The 18,027-nt window shown below is 69.3% G+C and carries 16 protein-coding genes and 1 pseudogene; 10 read left to right on the top strand and 7 right to left on the bottom strand.

Going from position 1 to position 18,027, the window contains the following annotated elements:
* Positions 1 to 6: 6 nt before the first annotated feature.
* Complete coding sequence (gene sucB / locus J3476_RS11975) at positions 7 to 1,821, bottom strand: 2-oxoglutarate dehydrogenase, E2 component, dihydrolipoamide succinyltransferase (protein ID WP_207066697.1); 1,815 nt, start codon at positions 1,819 to 1,821, stop codon at positions 7 to 9.
* Positions 1,822 to 1,982: 161 nt separating this feature from the next.
* Here sucB and J3476_RS11970 point away from each other — a divergent pair, with 161 nt between their 5' ends.
* Together J3476_RS11970 and J3476_RS11965 are read left to right on the top strand one after the other, a co-directional pair.
* Complete coding sequence (locus tag J3476_RS11970; protein ID WP_207066696.1) at positions 1,983 to 2,336, top strand: oxidoreductase; 354 nt, start codon at positions 1,983 to 1,985, stop codon at positions 2,334 to 2,336.
* A 9-nt stretch (positions 2,337 to 2,345) separates the two neighbouring features.
* On the top strand, positions 2,346 to 3,959 hold the full coding sequence (locus J3476_RS11965; RefSeq protein WP_207066695.1) for an SDR family oxidoreductase: 1,614 nt from the start codon (positions 2,346 to 2,348) through the stop codon (positions 3,957 to 3,959).
* Here J3476_RS11965 and J3476_RS11960 read toward each other — a convergent pair whose 3' ends face one another.
* On the bottom strand, positions 3,960 to 5,489 hold the full coding sequence (locus J3476_RS11960) for a leucyl aminopeptidase (protein ID WP_207066694.1): 1,530 nt from the start codon (positions 5,487 to 5,489) through the stop codon (positions 3,960 to 3,962).
* A gap of 40 nt (positions 5,490 to 5,529) precedes the next feature.
* Here J3476_RS11960 and gcvT point away from each other — a divergent pair, with 40 nt between their 5' ends.
* Entirely contained in the window at positions 5,530 to 6,639 is a 1,110-nt protein-coding gene (gene gcvT, locus J3476_RS11955; RefSeq protein ID WP_207066693.1) for a glycine cleavage system aminomethyltransferase GcvT, read from the top strand.
* A gap of 58 nt (positions 6,640 to 6,697) precedes the next feature.
* Entirely contained in the window at positions 6,698 to 7,801 is a 1,104-nt protein-coding gene (locus J3476_RS11950; protein ID WP_152517656.1) for a branched-chain amino acid aminotransferase, read from the top strand.
* 9 nt (positions 7,802 to 7,810) lie between these two features.
* On the opposite strand, the gene J3476_RS11945 is transcribed toward J3476_RS11950, so the two are convergent.
* Genes J3476_RS11945 through J3476_RS11935 form a run of 3 tightly spaced genes read right to left on the bottom strand, consistent with a single transcriptional unit; the run spans position 7,811 to position 10,313 of the window.
* A complete protein-coding gene (locus J3476_RS11945; protein ID WP_207066692.1) occupies positions 7,811 to 8,548 on the bottom strand; it encodes an adenosylcobinamide-GDP ribazoletransferase in 738 nt (245 codons plus the stop codon).
* A 3-nt stretch (positions 8,549 to 8,551) separates the two neighbouring features.
* On the bottom strand, positions 8,552 to 9,607 hold the full coding sequence (cobT, locus tag J3476_RS11940; protein ID WP_207066691.1) for a nicotinate-nucleotide--dimethylbenzimidazole phosphoribosyltransferase: 1,056 nt from the start codon (positions 9,605 to 9,607) through the stop codon (positions 8,552 to 8,554).
* 7 nt (positions 9,608 to 9,614) lie between these two features.
* Positions 9,615 to 10,313 (bottom strand): DUF3043 domain-containing protein, encoded by a 699-nt coding sequence (locus tag J3476_RS11935; RefSeq protein WP_207066690.1) that lies wholly within the window; start codon positions 10,311 to 10,313, stop codon positions 9,615 to 9,617.
* Between the two features lie 86 nt (positions 10,314 to 10,399).
* Here J3476_RS11935 and J3476_RS11930 point away from each other — a divergent pair, with 86 nt between their 5' ends.
* Both J3476_RS11930 and J3476_RS11925 read left to right on the top strand, forming a co-directional pair.
* On the top strand, positions 10,400 to 11,485 hold the full coding sequence (locus J3476_RS11930) for a glycerate kinase (RefSeq protein WP_286182933.1): 1,086 nt from the start codon (positions 10,400 to 10,402) through the stop codon (positions 11,483 to 11,485).
* 111 nt (positions 11,486 to 11,596) lie between these two features.
* A complete protein-coding gene (locus J3476_RS11925; RefSeq protein WP_152517652.1) occupies positions 11,597 to 11,986 on the top strand; it encodes an iron-sulfur cluster assembly accessory protein in 390 nt (129 codons plus the stop codon).
* A 19-nt stretch (positions 11,987 to 12,005) separates the two neighbouring features.
* Here J3476_RS11925 and J3476_RS11920 read toward each other — a convergent pair whose 3' ends face one another.
* The gene (locus J3476_RS11920) at positions 12,006 to 12,680 is read right to left on the bottom strand and encodes a hypothetical protein (RefSeq protein ID WP_207066689.1); all 675 of its coding nucleotides are present in this window, start codon (positions 12,678 to 12,680) and stop codon (positions 12,006 to 12,008) included.
* Between the two features lie 155 nt (positions 12,681 to 12,835).
* On the opposite strand from J3476_RS11920, the gene J3476_RS11915 reads away from it, so the two are divergent.
* Positions 12,836 to 13,807, top strand: coding sequence for a carbohydrate kinase family protein (locus J3476_RS11915; RefSeq protein WP_207066688.1), 972 nt, complete (start codon positions 12,836 to 12,838; stop codon positions 13,805 to 13,807).
* Here the strand turns inward: J3476_RS11915 and asnB are convergent.
* Entirely contained in the window at positions 13,804 to 15,762 is a 1,959-nt protein-coding gene (gene asnB, locus J3476_RS11910; RefSeq protein ID WP_207066687.1) for an asparagine synthase (glutamine-hydrolyzing), read from the bottom strand. The two genes, J3476_RS11915 and asnB, sit on opposite strands and share 4 nt — an antisense overlap.
* 119 nt (positions 15,763 to 15,881) lie before the next feature.
* On the opposite strand from asnB, the gene J3476_RS11905 reads away from it, so the two are divergent.
* The 3 genes and pseudogenes from J3476_RS11905 to J3476_RS11895 all read left to right on the top strand — a co-directional run.
* Positions 15,882 to 17,003, top strand: a complete 1,122-nt coding sequence (locus J3476_RS11905; RefSeq protein WP_373889054.1) for a cytochrome c oxidase subunit II — start codon at positions 15,882 to 15,884, stop codon at positions 17,001 to 17,003.
* Positions 17,004 to 17,012: 9 nt separating this feature from the next.
* Positions 17,013 to 17,432, top strand: a complete 420-nt coding sequence (locus J3476_RS11900) for a cytochrome c oxidase subunit 4 (protein WP_207066686.1) — start codon at positions 17,013 to 17,015, stop codon at positions 17,430 to 17,432.
* A gap of 178 nt (positions 17,433 to 17,610) precedes the next feature.
* A pseudogene (locus J3476_RS11895) lies at positions 17,611 to 18,027 on the top strand (hypothetical protein); the annotation flags it as partial.

Genomic DNA, 18,027 nt, shown 5'->3' with positions numbered 1-18,027 from the left:
CGTCGTCTACAACCCGAGATCGGCCTCGAAGGCACCCTCTTCCAGCCGGCGCTTGATCGTGGTCACGAAGCGGCCGGCGTCGGCGCCGTCGATCAGACGGTGGTCGTAGGTCAGCGGCAGATAGCACACCGAGCGCACGCCGATCGACTCGTTGCCGAAGTCGTCGACGATCACCCGCGGCCGCTTGACGATGGCCCCCGTGCCCAGCATGGCCGCCTGCGGCGGAACCAGGATCGGAGTGTCGAACAGCGCGCCCTGGCTGCCGATGTTGGTGATCGTGAACGTGCCGCCCGACAACTCGTCGGGCTTGAGGTCACCGGACCGCGCGCGTCCGGCGATGTCGGAGATCGCCCGGGCCAGCCCACCGAGCGACAGGTCGCCGGCGTTCTTGATGACCGGGGAGAGCAGACCCTGCTCGGTGTCGACGGCGAAGCCCAGGTGCTCGGCGTCGTAGTAGGTGATCTCCTTGGCCTCTTCGTTGTAGCTGGCGTTGACGTTCGGGTGGATCTTCAACGCGTCGATCACCGCCCGGGCGATGAACGGCAGGTAGGTCAGGTTCACGCCTTCGCGCTCGGCGAACTTGGCCTTCGCCTTGGCCCGCAGCGCCACGATCTTGGTCATGTCGACCTCGTGGGTCTGCGTTAGCTGTGCGGTGGCCTGCAGCGACTCGCGGGTCTTCTTGGCCGTGATCTGACGGATCCGGTTGGCCTTCTGCGTGGTTCCCCGCAGATGCGCCAACGCCGGCGAGGGCTCCGCGGGGGCCGGCGCCGCCTTCGCTGGTGCTGCCGCGGCGGGCTCGGATTCCGGTGCCGCCGACTTCTTCTCGTCGGCGGCGGCCAGGACGTCCTGTTTGCGGATCCGGCCGCCCACACCGGTGCCCTTGACCGTCGACAGGTCGACGCCGTTCTCGCTGGCGAGCTTGCGCACCAGCGGTGTCACGTACGGCGACGAGTCACCCGACGACTCCTTCGCTGCAGCCGGCTTCGATTCGGGCTTCGGCTCGGGCTTGGGCTCGGGTTTCGATTCCGGCTTGGGCTCGGATTTCGGTTCGGGTGCCTTCTCCTTGGCCGGCTCGGGCTCGGGCTCCGGTTCTGGTTCGGGCTCCGGTTCGGGTTCGGGTTCGGGTTCGGGCTCCGGTTCGCTGTCGCCGGTGTCCGCGCCTTGCTCGCCGATCTTGGCCAGCTCGCCGCCCACCTCCACGGTGTCGTCTTCCTCGGCCGTGATGGACAGCAGCGTGCCCCCGACAGGCGAGGGGATCTCGGTGTCGACCTTGTCGGTGGACACCTCGACCAGCGGCTCGTCCACCTCGACGCTGTCGCCGACCTTCTTCAGCCACCGCGTCACAGTGCCCTCGGTGACGGACTCACCCAACTCGGGCATCAGCACCGGCGTCGACGAACCCCCGGAGCCCGACGATCCGCCCGACGACTTGGCCGCAGCCTCGGGTTCGGGCTCGCTGTCCTCGTCCCCGCTGTCCTCGTCCCCGTTGTCCTCGGACTCGGCAGCATCGGCGCTGTCGTCCGAGTCGTCCGAGTCTGCTGAGTCATCCGAGTCGGCTGAGTCATCGGAGTCATCGCTGTCATCGGCGTCGCCGATCACCGCCAGCTCGCCACCGACCTCGACGGTGTCGTCCTCCTGGGCGATGATCTTCTTCAGCACACCGCCCGCCGGCGAAGGGATTTCGGTGTCGACCTTGTCGGTCGACACCTCCAGCAGTGGCTCATCCTCCTCGACCGTGTCTCCCTCCTGCTTCAGCCAGCGGGTGACTGTCCCCTCGGTGACGCTCTCACCGAGTGCGGGCATCTGAACGGAGATGGCCATATTGTCGTGGCTCCCTTGCACGGTCGGACGCGGGTAACTGCACTGCGCTTCCCATCCTGTCACGTCTGCCGCAACGTTTCGCCGTGGACCGGCTTACTGGCCGCTCTGGCACTATCGAAAGAGGAGTCGTCCAGCTCGAGCCGGAGAGGAGCACGCGCAAGGTGGGACTGTTCGACAGGTTTCGCCGTCGGCGCGGGGGACGCACGGCCACCAGCGATCGGGCCGCTGATCTGCGTTACCTGCAGCAGTGGGTGGCCGAGCACAAGGGCGTGGAGGCATTCGTGGAGCCCAAGACCACGGTCACCGAGGTGACCGTGGTGCTCGTGGCTGCCGACGGTGAATGGACGCGGCGCCGCGCCGGCGGCCAATCGGGCGCGCGCAAGCTGTCGGACCGGCTCAAGATTCCGGTCTACGACGTGCAGAAGGTCGGCTACCCGCAGCGCATGCGTGACTACGACGCGCGGCAGCGGATCCTGCGCAAGCGCGCCGCCCGGGAGGAGCTCGGCGACCGGTAGGGTCCGCTCGTGGTCGTCAACAGCGAGGGACTGCACATCGCCGTGTTCGAGGAAGGCCGCAGCGACGGGCCCACGGTCCTGCTGGTCAGCGGTCACCCCGACACCCACACGGTCTGGGATCCGGTGGTCGCGCATCTGCAGGACCGGTTCCGCATCGTCCGCTACGACCCACGGGGTGCCGGTGACTCGTCGGTGCCGTCGGGCACCGCCGCCTATCGGCTCGCTCGGCTCGCCGACGACTTCGCCGCGGTGCTCGCCGCGATCTCGGTCGACTCCGACGTTCACGTCGTCGCCCACGGCTGGGGCTCGAGCGCGGTGTGGGAGCACCTGACCGGACCTCGCGGCGGGACGTCGGTGGCATCGTTCACCTCGGTGGCCGGCACCGACCTGACGCATCTGCGCCGGTACCTGGTGGACTCGCTGCGCCACCCGCACCGGCCGAGACGATTCCTGCGCGGTGCTGCCCAGCTCGGCCGACTGGCAGCGGCGGCGCCCCGGCTGCTGTCGGACAAGCAGTGCCGGGCCAACGTCCGCGGCGACGGCGCCGGCGGTGACCTCGACGTCGACGTCCCGGTCCAGCTCATCGTCGCCACCGCCGACGAGTACCTCGGTCCGCACGTCTACGACGACATGGCGGCCCGGGTGACGCAGCTGTGGCGGCGCGATGTCAAGGCCGGCCGTGACATCGTGTCGTCGCACCCGCAGGTGCTGGCCCGTGCGGTCACCCAGTTCGTCGAACATCTCCGGGGCGCCCCCGCCGCGCGGGAGCTGCGTCGCGCCCAGGTCGGTCGAGCTCGCAACGCCTTCACCGACAACTTGGTGGCGGTGACCGGCGCCGGCAGCGGAATCGGCCGCGAAACCGCGCTGGCGTTCGCGCGTGCCGGCGCCGACGTCGTGATCAGCGACATCGACCAGCAAGGTCTGGCCGAAACCGCGCGGCGAGTGGCCGCCGAGGGCGCCGAGGCCCACAGCTACCGCCTCGACGTGGCCGATGCGGCGGCGGTGGAGGCGTTCGCGGCGCAGGTGTGCGCAACACACGGCGTGCCCGACGTGGTGGTCAACAACGCCGGGGTGGGCCACGCCGGCTTCTTCCTCGACACGCCCGCCGAGGAGTTCGACCGGGTCATGGACATCAACTTCGGTGGCGTCGTCAACGGTTGTCGCGCGTTCGCCCCCCGGCTGGTGGAGCGGGGGATTGGCGGGCACATCGTCAACGTCGCCTCGATGGCCTCCTACACGCCGGTCAACGTCATGAACGCCTACTGCACCTCCAAGGCCGCGGTGTTCATGTTCTCGGACTGCCTACGCGCCGAACTCGACGCCGCCGGGGTGGGGCTGACGACGATCTGCCCGGGCGTCATCGGCACCAACATCGTCGAGACCACGCGATTCTCGCTGCCGCAGGCCCGCCTCGGCGAGGTGGACACCGTGCGCGGCCGCGCACGGCGCGGGTTCTCGGTGCGCCGGTACGGTCCGGAGAAAGTGGCCGCCGCGATCGTCGATGCGGTGGTGCGGAAGCAGGCGGTGCGCCCGGTGACGTTCGAGGCGTACGCCGTCTACGGCGTCTCCCACGCACTGCCGCAGGTCATGCGCAGCACGGCGCGGGGCGGAAACATCCTGTAGTCAGCCATTACGGGCGATGTCCTCGAGCACCGCGAACATCGTCCGGGTCGGCACCCCGGTGCCGCCCTTCGGCGTGTAGCCCCACGGGCCCCCGGAGTTGTAGGCCGGCGCGGCGATGTCGATGTGCGCCCACTGGACACCGTCGCTGACGAACTCGCGCAGGTAGGTTCCCGCCACCAGCATGCCGGCGAAGCGGGACCCGCTGACGTTGGCCAAGTCGGCCACCGTCGATTTCAGGTCGTCCTTCAGCTCCTCGGGAAGCGGCATCGCCCAGCCGTTCTCGCCGACGGACTGCGAGATCTCGGCCACCCGGTCGCGGAACTCGTCGCTGCCCATCACCCCCGGCGTCCGAGCGCCCAGCGCCACGGTCTGTGCACCGGTCAACGTCGACGTCTCGATGAGGTAGTCCGGCTCGTCCTCGCATGCGCGCACGATCGCGTCGGCCAGGATCAACCGGCCCTCGGCGTCGGTGTTGAGCACCTCCACCGTGATACCGCCGTACTGGGTCAGCACGTCACCGGGTCGCTGCGCGGTCGACGACGGCATGTTCTCGGCCATCGGCACCGTCGCGACGACGTCGATCGGCAGCTTCTGCTGGGCGGCCAGCACCACGGTCGCGATCACCGCGGCCGCCCCGCCCATGTCGGAGGTCATGTGGTGCATGTTGGCCGCCGGCTTGATCGAGATGCCTCCGGTGTCGAACGTGACACCCTTGCCCACCAGAGCCACCGACTTACTGTTCTTGGTCTTGGCGCCGCGATGGCTCAACCGGACCAGGCGGGGCGGACGGGACGATCCTTTGCCGACCCCGATGATTCCGCCGTACCCCTCCCTGGCCAGCGTCTTGTCGTCGAGCACCTCGACGTCGAGACCCGCTGCGTCACCCAATGCCTTTGCGCGCTTGGCGAATTCGGCCGGGAAGAGATGGCTGGGCGGGGTGTTGACGAAATCGCGGGCAGTGGCGACCGCGGTGGCGATCGCGGCCGCCCGGGCGGCGATGTCCTTGGTCGCGGCCCGGGTGTCGGGGGTCAGCACGCTGATCTTGCGCACCCCGGCGTCGCGGGGCGCGGTCTTGTCGCTGCGGAAGGCGGTGAACCGGTAGGCGCCCAGGATCAACCCCTCGATCGACGCCTCCAGCTCGATGTCCGACAGCGTGGTGATGACCGTCTCCACCCCGGAGAGCGAGCGCGCGGCCGCGCCGGCGGCTCGCCGGATCGTCTCGGCGGGCCACTGGTCGCGCCCGCGGCCCAACCCGACCGCGAGCACACTGTCCACGGGCAGGGACGGCACCACGATCCGGGTCAACTGCTCGGCCCCACCCTTGGCTCCCAGCGCCTCGAGGGCCACCTCGATCTCACCGACCGCCTCGGCGTCCAGGTACGGATTCGCCACCACGGTGGCCGGTCCGTCGTCGTCACCGCTGAGGATCGGAACGATCAGAACCGACGAGGCGACCTTGCGCTTGGGCAGCGTGCTCGCGACGGCGACGGTGGGGGACGGGTAACCGGATGACGCGCTGACGGGGCTCACGGGAACTCACCCTAGCCACTGGCTACTAGTCTGGTTCGGCGTGAGCGACAACCTGTTGGCCGGACCCCTGGAGAACCGACACCGCGAGCTCGGCGCGAGCTTCGCCGAATTCGGCGGCTGGCTGATGCCGGTGTCCTACGCCGGCACCGTCGCCGAGCACACCGCCACCCGCACCGCGGTGGGCCTATTCGACGTCAGCCACCTCGGCAAGGCGCTGGTCAAGGGTCCCGGCGCGGCCGAATACGTCAACTCCGCGCTCACCAACGACCTCCGCCGGATCGGGCCGGGAAAGGCTCAGTACACGTTGTGTTGCACCGAGTCCGGCGGCGTCATCGACGACCTGATCGCCTACTACGTCTCCGACGACGAGATCTTCCTGGTGCCCAACGCGGCCAACACGGCCAGCGTCGTCGCCGCACTGCAGGACCACGCCCCCGACGGGGTGACGGTCACCGACGAGCACCGCTCCCGTGCCGTGCTGGCCGTCCAGGGCCCGAAGTCCGGTGACGTCGTCGGCGGGCTCGGGCTGCCCACCGACATGGACTACATGGGGTACGCCGACGCGACATTTCACGGCGTCGACGTGCGGGTGTGCCGCACCGGATACACCGGGGAGCACGGCTATGAGTTGCTGCCGACCTGGGACCAGGCCGCGGTGGTGTTCGATGCGCTCGTCGACGCCGTCGGTGCGGCCGGCGGTCAGCTCGCCGGGCTGGGCGCCCGCGACACGTTGCGCACCGAGATGGGCTATCCGTTGCACGGCCACGAGCTGTCGTTGGACATCACCCCGGTGCAGGCCCGCTGCGGCTGGGCGGTCGGCTGGAAGAAGGACCGCTTCTGGGGACGCGACGCGCTGCTGGCCGAGAAAGAGGCCGGCCCACGGCGCACGCTGCGGGGACTCAAGGCGGTGGGCCGCGGCGTGCTGCGGGGAGACCTCGCGGTGCTCGCGTCGGCGCAGGACGGCGCCGCCCGGATCGGGACCACCACGTCGGGAACCTTCTCGCCGTCACTGAAGGTCGGCATCGCGCTCGCGCTGATCGACACCGGCGCCGGCATCGAGGACGGCGCCCACGTCGCGGTCGACGTGCGTGGCCGCCTCATCGAATGCGAAGTGGTCAAACCGCCGTTCGTGGACACCCGCACCCGGTAGCCGGGCGGGGCGAACGGAGCCTGAAAACCGCTAGCCAGCCGGTTATACAATCGCTTTCATGACTGAAGGCCTCGGGTTCACCGTCGATCGCAACGCGACTCCGGCGACCGACGGGGTACGCGGTGAGATTCTGGCGAACCCGGGGTTCGGCAGGTTCCACACCGACCACATGGTCTCGATCGACTACACCGACGGCCGCGGCTGGCACGACGCGCGCGTGCTTCCCTACGGGCCCATCGAGCTGGACCCGTCGGCGATCGTCCTGCACTACGCGCAGGAGGTCTTCGAGGGATTGAAGGCCTACCGCTGGGCCGACGGATCGATCGTCTCGTTCCGGCCGGAGGCCAACGCCGCCCGGCTGCGCACCTCGTCGCGGCGGCTGGCCATCCCCGAGCTGCCGGAGGAGTTGTTCATCGAGTCGCTGCGGCAACTGATCGCCGTCGACGACAGCTGGGTGCCGCCCGCCGGTGGTGAGGAATCGCTGTACCTACGGCCGTTCATCTTCGCCACCGAGCCCGGACTCGGCGTGCGCCCCGCCAACGAATACCGCTACCTGGTGATCGGCTCTCCGGCCGGCGCCTACTTCCCCCGCGGTATCAAGCCGGTCAGCGTGTGGCTGTCCCACGAGTACGTGCGGGCATCCCCGGGTGGCACCGGCGCGGCCAAGTTCGGCGGTAACTACGCCGCGTCGCTGCTGGCGCAGGCCGAGGCCGCCGCGCACGGATGCGACCAGGTCGTGTGGCTGGATGCCATCGAACGCCGCTACGTCGAGGAGATGGGCGGGATGAACCTGTTCTTCGTGTTCGGCAGCGGCGGTACGGCTCGCCTGGTGACCCCGGAGCTGTCCGGCTCGCTGTTGCCGGGTATCACGCGGGATTCGTTGCTGCAGTTGGCCACCGACGCCGGCTTCACCGTCGAGGAACGCAAGATCGACGTCGACGAATGGCAGAAGAAGGCCGCGGCGGGCGAGATCACCGAGGTGTTCGCGTGCGGCACCGCGGCCGTCATCACGCCGGTCTCGCACGTCAAGCACACCGAGGGTGAATTCACCATCGCCGACGGCGAACCCGGTGAGATCACGATGGCGCTGCGTGACACGCTGACCGGAATCCAGCGCGGCACCTTCGCCGACACCCATGGCTGGATGGCGCGGCTCAACTGAGCCGACAGCTCAGTTGACGCAGATCGCCATCCCCACCGCTGCCACTGTGGTGGTCAGCTCCGTCGCGGCGCCCAGCACGTCGCCGGTGATGCCGCCGAAGCGCCGCACGCAGTGCGCCACCAGCGCGACACTGCACGCCAGCGCCACGACCACGGCGGCCGGACCCTGCCACGGCCGGTCGGCGGCGATCACCGCCACGGCGATGATCGCGGCGGTCCATCCTCCCGCCACCCACCCCGGCTGCGAACCGGCCACCAACGCGCCCAAGGTGCTGCCCGCCGCCGCGGGCACCGAGCGGCGGCACGCGGCGACGGCGGCCACCCGGCCGGCGGTCACGGCCACGAGGACCGCAAGCGGGCCGGCCTGCGCGAACGCCAGTGCCTGCACCAGCAGCGTCGCCGTCACCGCGGCGGCGCCGAACGGTCCTGCCGAGCCGTCGCGCATCACCGCCAGCGCGCGTTCGGCGGGTCCGTAGCAGCCCAACGCGTCCACAGTGTCGGACAGCCCGTCGATGTGCAGACCACGAGTGACCAACAGCAGCGTCACCACCGTCAACGCGCCGGCCAGTGCGCTGCCGGCGCCGAACGCCCACTCACCGGCCCACAGCACGCCCGCGGCGGCGCCACCCACGACCAGTCCGGTCACCGGCAGCGCGGTCATCACCCCGCGGCCGGCGTGCGCGGTGCGCGATGCCGGTGTCGGCAGCACCGTCGCGAACGCGAAAGCCCCTGCCAGCGAACGGATCACCAACTAGTCCTCAGAGCTTCGCCCGGCGACCCCGGCTTCGCTGAAGGTGGCCATCGAGGCGAGGGTCGCGACCGCCGCGCGCAGCACCGGCAGCGCCACCAACGCGCCGGAGCCCTCACCGAGGCGCATACCGAGGTCGACGATCGGGTCGAGCTCGAGATTCCGAAGCGCCAGCGAATGGACCGGTTCGGTGGAGCGATGCCCGGCCTGCCACCACTGCCGCGCACCCGGGGCCAGCCGCTCGGCGGCCAGTGCCGCCGCGGTGACCACCGCGCCGTCGAGCAGCACCGGGGTGCGCCGCACCGCGGCCTGCGCGCAGAAACCGGTCATCGCCGCCAGATCGGCGCCACCGCAGATACGCAGCAGCGCAATGGGATCGGCCGAGAGGCGCCGGGTCCTGTACAGCCCATCACGAATCGCCGCGGTCTTGCGGGCCCAGCCCGCGTCGTCGATGCCGGTACCGCGGCCGACCACTTCCACGGGTTCGGTGTCGGTCAGTGCGGCCACCAGCGTGGTCGCCGCGGTGGTGTTGCCGATACCCATGTCCCCGGCGATCAGCAGATCGGCACCGGCGTCGACTTCCTCGTCGGCGATGCGGCGTCCCGCCTCGATCGAGCCGACCACCTCATCAGGGGTCAGTGCGTCCTCGACGGCGATGTTGCCGCTCGACCGCCGGATCTTGTGTCTGCCGATCTCCTCGGACAGCGGCTCCGGAGTGTCGACGGCGATGTCGACGACGCGCACGCCGGCGCCTGCCACCTCGGCGAGCGCGTTCACCGCGGCGCCGCCGGCGACGAAGTTCGCCATCATCGCCGCCGTGACCTCGGGAGGATAGGCCGACACCCCGGCCGCGGTCACGCCATGGTCACCGGCGAAGACCACCACCCGGGCCCGCTGGAACTGCTGCGGTGGACACTGCGACTGGCATGCCGACACCCATATCGACAACTCTTCGAGACGCCCCAACGAACCTGTCGGTTTGGTCAGGGTCGCCTGGCGCGCGGACGCGGCAGAGGCGGCGTCCGGATCGGGGTCCGGAACAGCCGGAAAGTAGCCCACAGACAGGTCAGCCGACGCTGGCGCCGCGCTCGACCTGCGGGCGGGGGGCGCGCATGCGGCGCAACTGCGACGCACGGCTGGCGGCGTAGAACCCGAGCTTCCACCCGGTCTCGGTGTTGTCCGGGAACTTCTCGTCCACCATCCGGTTGACCTTGCGGCCCAGCACGAAACCGTCGATCACCATGACGAACACCAACACCAGCATCGCCGGGGAGAGCAGCTGCTGAACCTGCACCGACGGCACCGCCAACATGACGAAGATCAGCCCGAGCGCCGAGGGCATGAACAGCCCCAGCAGATTGCGCCGCGCGTCGACCACATCGCGCACGTAGCGCCGCACCGGGCCTTTGTCACGGGGCAGCAGATACGCGTCCTCACCGGCCATCATGCGCTCGCGGCGCTCGGACATCTCGGAGCGGCGGGCGGCCTTCTCGACCTTGCGCTCCTCGCGGGAAAGCTTCGGGCCCCGCAGTTCCTTGCGGCGCCGACGCGCTTCGGCCGACGTCATGGGCGCCGGGGCCACGGGACCGCGTCTGCGGGACGCCTCGTTGCGTTTGGGCGTCGGGCGGCCTTTCGGCGCGGTGCCCGGCCGCGTGTCGCGGGCGGCGGACGTCGCGTCGACGTCGAGCGAGGAGCCCTGCTTGCGCGAGTCGTCCGCGCCTCCAGCGCCCTCGGAGTCATCCTTGTTTCGGCCCAGCAGCTTCACAGGTCCCAGGTTACTTCTCGCACCACCGCCTCAGCATCCCCGTCCCGGCAGTGCGGCGGCCGCGGGGACGCCATAGTCTGCCCTGGGTGACCGCCCGCGCGCCTGACACCGAACCGCTGACCGTGCTCATCGCCCCGGACTGTTTCGGCGACAGCCTGACCGCGGTGCAGGCGGCGCAGTCCATCGCCGCGGGGTGGCGCCGCTGCCGCCCGGATGACCGTCTGATCCTGGCGCCGCAGTCCGACGGCGGACCCGGCTTCGTCGAAGTCCTGGCCAGCCGCCTCGGCGGGGTCCGCACCGACACCGTGAGCGGTCCGCTGACCGGCGACGTCGAGGCGCACTGGGTGCTCGACGAGTCCGGTCCGGTGACCGCTTACATCGAATGCGCTCAGGCCTGCGGACTCGCGCTGCTCGGCGGACCCCCGACGCCGGACACCGCGGTGGCCGCCCACACCCGTGGGGTGGGGCAGCTGATCGCCGCCGCCCGTGACGCGGGCGCCGGTCGCATCGTCGTCGGCCTGGGCGGCAGCGGCAGCACCGACGGCGGACGCGGAATGATCGATGCGCTCGGCGGCCTCACCGCCGCCCGGGACCTGCTCGACGGTGTCGAACTGATCGTCGCCAGCGACGTCGAGCACCCACTGCTGGGACCAAGGGGTGCGGCGGCGGTCTTCGGTCCGCAGAAGGGCGCCGACCCCGACACCGTCGCGGCCCTGGAAGAACGGCTGACGAGCTGGGCCGACGAGTTGAATGCGCTGGCCGGGCGCACCGTCAGCGACGACCCGGGCGCGGGCGCCGCAGGTGGGCTCGGCGCGGCGCTCATCGCGCTGGGCGGCCGTCGCGAATCCGGCGCGGCGATCATCGCCGAGCACACCGGCCTGGCCGCCGACATCGCGGAGGCGAGCGTGGTCATCACCGGGGAAGGTCGCTTCGACGACCAGTCGCTGCACGGAAAGGTCGTCAGCGCGCTGGCCGCCGGCGCCGCCGCCCGTGACATCCCGGTGCTGGTGCTGGCCGGCCAGGTCACGCTCGACGAGGCCGCGCTGCGGAAGGCGGGGATCTCGGCGGCATTCTCGCTCACCGACCACGCCGGCTCGGTGCAGCGCGCAATCGACGATGCGGCCAACCAGCTGACCAGCCTGGCCGCCGCCGTCGCCGATCGGCATCACTGACCCACCCACCGCCATCGATGGGGAATACCGGGCGGACAAGGTACCGTTGACGGAGTGGCCCCACTCGAGGCGTGACGGGGTCCACCCACGTACATCCACACAGGAGTTTTCATGACTGTCCAGAACGATTCGGCTGTTCAGACAGGTAGCCAAGAGGGCACAGCCACCGACGCCCAGCACGGCGTGATCCTGACGGATGCCGCAGCGGCCAAGGCCAAGGCGCTGCTGGACCAGGAGGGCCGCGACGACCTCGCGCTGCGCATCGCCGTGCAGCCGGGTGGGTGCGCCGGCCTGCGCTACAACCTGTTCTTCGACGACCGCACCCTCGACGGCGACCTGACCGTCGAATTCGGCGGCGTCGCGCTGACCGTCGACCGGATGAGCGCCCCGTACGTATCGGGCGCCTCCATCGACTTCGTCGACACCATCGAGAAGCAGGGCTTCACGATCGACAATCCGAACGCCACCGGGTCGTGCGCCTGCGGCGATTCGTTCAACTGAGCGGTCTGCCGCTCCGGGCTCAGTACTGCCCCGCGGTGCGCGGCAGGTAGGAACACACCAGAACCTCGCCGTCCACGGACAGCAGCTGGGCCACGGCCTGTTCCTCGCCGTCCCGTGCGGGGTTGCGCGCTGATCCGCTGGCGGGGGACACCCGCATCGTGAACAGCACCTGCGCCTGGGTCGGTGAAGACTGCACCATCTGGTCGATCGAGACCACCTCGGCACTGCTGTACTGCTTGCGGAAGGCGTCGCTGGTCAAACCGGCCAGCGCGAGGTCGGAACGGCGCTCCTTCACCGCGTCGTACAAGCCGCACAGCGTGTGCCGGGCGACGGTTTGCTCGTCGCCGTTCGACAGTGCGTCGAGATAGTCCTGGATGGCGGCTCGTGCCGACGCGTCGGTCAATGCTCCGGTCGCCGTCCGCTCGTCACCGCCGCCGGACAGAGCCACCCCGACGATCAACCCCCCCACCAGAAGCACTGCCAGAGTCACCAGGCCGCCGATGAGCCACCGACGGCCGCGTCGCGGGTAGTTCACGGGCGGCGGCAGCGTCCCCGGATACGTCGTGCCGATGCCGGCGTCCGGGTAGGGCTGTGTAACCGGCGGATACGGTGGAGGTCCGTACGGCTGATTCGGCTGATTGAGCGGTGGGCCGACCGGTCCGGTGCCGTAAGGGGGCGGGTACGGACCAGTCATAGAGGCACTCCCGGGGGGATCGGCGGAACCCTGCGGCATCTACAGTGGCCAGGCAGGCAGCTACATGCAGGTTAGCGCACCTGGCGGTGCGGCCCGCCGCCCACGGCGAGGCCGACAGTAGGGTGAAACACGATTCTCGGAGAAGGGTGAACTGCGTGACCATTGCGGTGACCGGATCAATTGCGACCGACCATCTGATGCGATTCCCGGGTCGGTTCTCGGAACAGCTTCTGGCTGACCACCTGCAGAAGGTGTCACTGAGCTTTCTGGTCGACGACCTGGTCATGCACCGTGGCGGCGTGGCCGGCAACATGGCATTCGCCATCGGCGTCCTGGGTGGGGACGTGGCTCTGGTCGGCGCGGCGGGCACCGACTTCGACGACTACCGGCAGTGGCTCACCGCGCACGGGGTGAACTGCGACCACGTCCTGATCTCCGAGTCCGCCTACACCGCGCGGTTCGTCTGCACCACCGACGAGGCCATGGCCCAGATCGCGTCGTTCTACCCGGGAGCGATGTCCGAGGCCCGCAACATCAAGCTGGGCGACATGGTCAACGGCTCGGGCGCCCCGGATCTCGTGATCGTCGGCGCCAACGATCCGGAAGCGATGTTCCTGCACACCGAGGAGTGCCGCAAGCTGGGTCTGGCCTTCGCCGCGGACCCGTCGCAGCAGCTTGCCCGGCTGTCCAAGGACGAGATCCGCCGGCTCATCGACGGCGCGACCTACCTGTTCACCAACGACTACGAGTGGGATCTGCTGCTGCAGAAGTCCGAGTGGTCCGAGGCCGAGGTGATGAGCCAGATCGAGATGCGCATCACCACCCTGGGGGAGAAGGGCGTCGACATCGTCGGTGACGGCACCTTCGTGCACGTCGACGTGGTGCCCGAAACCCACAAGGAGGATCCCACCGGAATCGGGGACGCCTTCCGGGCCGGCTTCCTGACCGGGCGCAGCGCGGGCCTGAGCCTGGAGAGGTCGGCACAGCTCGCCTCGATGGTGGCCACGTTGGTGCTCGAGGCCCCCGGACCGCAGGAATGGACGTGGGACAGCGAGGCAGCCGTGCGCCGCCTCTCCGACGCCTACGGCGCAGAGGCCGGCCAGGAGATAGCCCAGGCGCTCGCTTAGAGCTGCACCGGGTAATCCGGCCGGCTGATCTGCGGGGTGACGCTGCCCTCGACGAAGATCGCGTGCCACAGCATGAAGATCAGCACCGTCCACAGCCGTCGGCTGTGATCGCTGACGCCGGTTCGGTGTTCGTCGAGCAATGTGCGCACCGCGGACAGGCTGATCAGGTCTCCCGCCCCTGACGAGGTGACCATCGCCTGCGCCCAGTCCAGCAGCTCACCCGAGCGCAGCCAGTGCCGGATCGGTACCGGGAAGCCGAGCTTGGGGCGATTGAGCACGTGGGCGGGCACGATCGGCTCCAGCGCCCGGCGCAGCGCGTACTTCGTCGTGGCGCGGGTGATCTTCTGGTCGTAGGGCAATCGGGAAGCCACCGCGAACACCTCAGGGTCGAGGAACGGCACCCGCAGTTCCAGCGAGTTGGCCATCGTCATCTTGTCGGCCTTGACCAGGATGTCGCCGCGCAACCAGGTGAACAGGTCGATGTGCTGCATCCGCGCCACCGGGTCCCAGCCCTGCGACTGCGCGTACAGCGGTGCCGTGACGTCGGTGTGCACCCAGTCTTCGCGGAACCGCGGCAACACCGCACGCAGCTGGGCGTCGGAGAAGCTGCGTGCGTTGCCGTAATAGCGCTCCTCCAGTGTCAGCGAGCCGCGATGCAGAAGGCTCTTGCCGCGCATCCCGTCGGGCAGGGGAGTGGCCATCTTGCCGACCGATCTGCGCACGCCCTTGGGCAGGAAATCGAACGGTTTCAGCGACAACGGCTCGCGGTAGATCGTGTAGCCGCCGAACAGTTCGTCGGCGCCCTCGCCGGACAGCACCACTTTGACGTGTTTACGGGCCTCGCGGGCGATGAAGTACAGCGGTACCAACGCGGGGTCGGCAACGGGCTCGTCCAGATACCAGACGATCTCGGGCAGCGCGGCGACGAACTCGGCCTGGCTGACCACTTTGGTCACGTGCCGGGCGCCGATGGCCTCGGCCGAGGCCACCGCCACGTCGACCTCCGAGAACCCCTCCCGTTCGAAGCCCGTGGTGAACGTGATCAGCCGTGGGTTGTGCCGCATGGCAAGCGCGGCGATCGCCGTGGAATCGATGCCACCGGACAGGAACGCCCCCACGGTCACGTCCGCGCGCATGTGCTTGGCCACCGAGTCTTCCAACACGGCGGTGATCTCGTCGTACCGGTGCTGTGCGTCGTCGCGGGAGCCCGACGCAACCGGCACGGCCGAGAAGCGCGGGGTGAAGTACCGCGTCACCTCGGGTTCGCCGCCGGCGCGGATCCGCGCACAGCTGCCCGATTCGAGCCGCCGGATGCCGCGATGCAGCGTCTCGGGCTCGGGTACGTACTGCAACACGGTGTAGTGCTGCACGGCGCGCTCGTCGATGCCCAGGTCGACGCCGAGTCGCCCGATCTTCTCGCAGACCTCGACCAGACACTTCTTCTCGCTGCCCACCACGGTGCCGCCGGGGCCGCTGGCCATGAACATCGGCTTGATCCCGAACGGGTCCCGCGCGCAGAACAACTCCTGCTCGACGCTGTCCCACAGCGCAAACGCGAACATGCCGCGCAGCTTGCCCAGCGCGTCCGCGCCCCAGTGGTGGTAGGCCGCCACGATCGCCTCGCCGTCACCGTCGGTGGCGAACTCCGCGCCGTACTCGTCGCGCAGCGCTTGACGCAGCTCGAGGTAGTTGTAGATCTCGCCGTTGAACACCAGCACGTAGCGGTCGGGCGCCTCAGGGGGGCCCCAGCGCAGCGGCTGGTGGGAATGGGCGATGTCGATGATCGAGAGCCTGTTGAAGCCCAATACGACCCGCGCGTCGTCACTCCACGTGCCCGGCTCGTCAGGACCGCGGTGGCGCATCAAGGCGGTGGCGCCGGAAACCGCGTCGACGGTCGAGGGGGACGGGAGAGAGTCAGCGCCGGGATCTGTCACCAAAGCCAGCAGACCGCACACCGCGCCAGTATGCCTAACCCCGTCGATCCGCCTGGTATCGGCACTCGCCGCAGCGCCCACACCACGTCAATCCCCGGTCGCTTCGGTGTCCTGCGGCGCGGTGGTCTACGCTGCGTAGTATTCAAGTGCAGCCGTGGGACCGCCCGACGGTCCACCGACTTCTAGGAGGCGCCAACGTGTCCGCTCGCGGCCTTAAGTTGGTGGCATTGTCCCTGCTCCTGGGGGGGACAGCGGTCGTCGTCAGCGGATGCAGCTGGTCCGAGGTGCTCGGCATGGGCTGGCCCAACGGCATCACCCCCGAGGCGCACCTGAACCGGGAGCTGTGGATCGGCTCGCTGATCGCGGCTCTGGTGGTCGGTGTCATCGTCTACATCCTGTTGTTCTGGACGACGGCGTTCCACCGCAAGAAAAAGGACGACACGGAGCTGCCCCGCCAGTTCGGCTACAACATGCCGCTGGAGCTGACGCTGACCGTCATTCCGTTCCTGATCATCTCCGTGCTCTTCTACTTCACGGTGGTCGTGCAGGAGCGCATGCTCGACAAGCAGCCCGACCCCGAGGTCGTCATCGATGTCACCGCGTTCCAGTGGAACTGGAAATTCGGTTATCAGAGCGTGAACTTCGCCGACGGGACGCTCACCTACGACGGTGCCGAGCCCGACCGCCGCACCCTGATGGCGTCCGGACCCGAAGGCGTCAACGCCGAACCCGAGGGCGAGGGCGAAGGCGGCCACGGCGGCGAGGAGTACGGCACCATCGCGGGCAAGAACCCCGAAGACCGGACCTACCTGAACTTCGACGAGGTCGAAACCATCGGTACGTCCAACGAGGTTCCGATCCTGGTTCTTCCGGTCGGCAAGCGCATCGAGTTCCAGCTGGCCTCGGCCGATGTGATCCACGGCTTCTGGGTGCCGGAGTTCCTGTTCAAGCGCGACGTGCTGCCCAACCCGGCGGAGAACAACTCCGACAACATCTTCCAGATCAGCGAGATCTACGACACGGGCGCATTCGTGGGCCGCTGCACGGAGATGTGCGGCACCTATCACTCGATGATGAACTTCGAGGTCCGGGTGGTCGAACCCAACGACTTCAAGGCCTACCTCGATCAGCGCAGGGCCGGCGCCACCAATGCCGAAGCGCTGCAGGCCATCAACCAGCCTCCGCTGGCCACCACCACCGAACCGTTCGACACCCGGCGCGGTGAGCTCGCGCCGGGGGCACCGCAGGCGACAGGCAGGTAGGGGCACCGCATGCACATCGAAGCCAGGTTGTTCGAATTCCTCACCGCGTTCTTCGCGTTGGCCTCCGTGGTGTACGGGGTGCTGACCGCGATGTACGCCCAGGGTGGCATCGAATGGGCGGGTACGACCGCCCTGGTGCTCACCACGGGCCTGAGCCTCATCGTCGGCACGTTCTTCCGGTTCGTCGCCCGCCGGTTGGACACCCGGCCCGAGGACTACGAGGACGCCGAGATCGCCGACGGTGCCGGTGAGCTCGGCTTCTACCCGCCGCACAGCTGGTGGCCGTTGATGATCGCGCTGTCAGCGTCGATCACCGCGGTCGGGATGGCGATGTGGTTGCCGTGGCTGATCGTCGCGGGCGTGTGCTTCGTCCTGGCCACGGTCAGCGGCTTGGTGTTCGAGTACCACATGGGACCCGAAAAGCACTGACCCGCTCGGGCGTTGCGCCATGCGTCGGAAGACAAGGTCACAATCCGGGCATGACTTCGTCGGCCGACCGCCCCGAGTCGCTCGTCGCCGTGCCGCCGTTCGGTAGTGTTGCCGGGGCGCCGTGAGCCGTGGACGGCCACCACCGGCGCCGGAGAACAGGCGAGAAGGAAAAGCGAAGATGAGCGGGCCGAATCCTCCCGGGCGGGACTCTGGCAGCTCGGATCTCCCAGGTGAGGAGCCGGGTGGCCAGCCCTCTGGGGACGAACCAACTCGAGACGGCGCCGGTACCGACAACCCCGACACCGGCCAGACTGACATCTACTCACGGGCCTACTCGGCTCCGGAATCCGAGCAGTTCGTCAGCGCTCCGTATGTTCCCGCCGACGCCTCGCTCTACNNCGCTCTACGACTACGACGCCTACGAAGCCGGTTCCGACCTGGGGGAGCCGCCACCACCGCCGCGGTGGCCCTGGGTGGTCGGTGTGGTGGCGATCGTCGCGGCGGTGGCGCTCGTGGTGTCCGTGTCGGTGCTGGTGACCCGCACCGACACCGACACTCTGGCCACCCCCGAGACCACCACCAGCGCGCCCCCGCC

This window comes from Mycobacterium sp. PO1 (assembly GCF_017312405.1).
Lineage (GTDB): Bacteria > Actinomycetota > Actinomycetes > Mycobacteriales > Mycobacteriaceae > Mycobacterium.
Note: the sequence above shows the minus strand (reverse complement) of the source record. Positions and strands in the feature narration are given on the sequence as shown.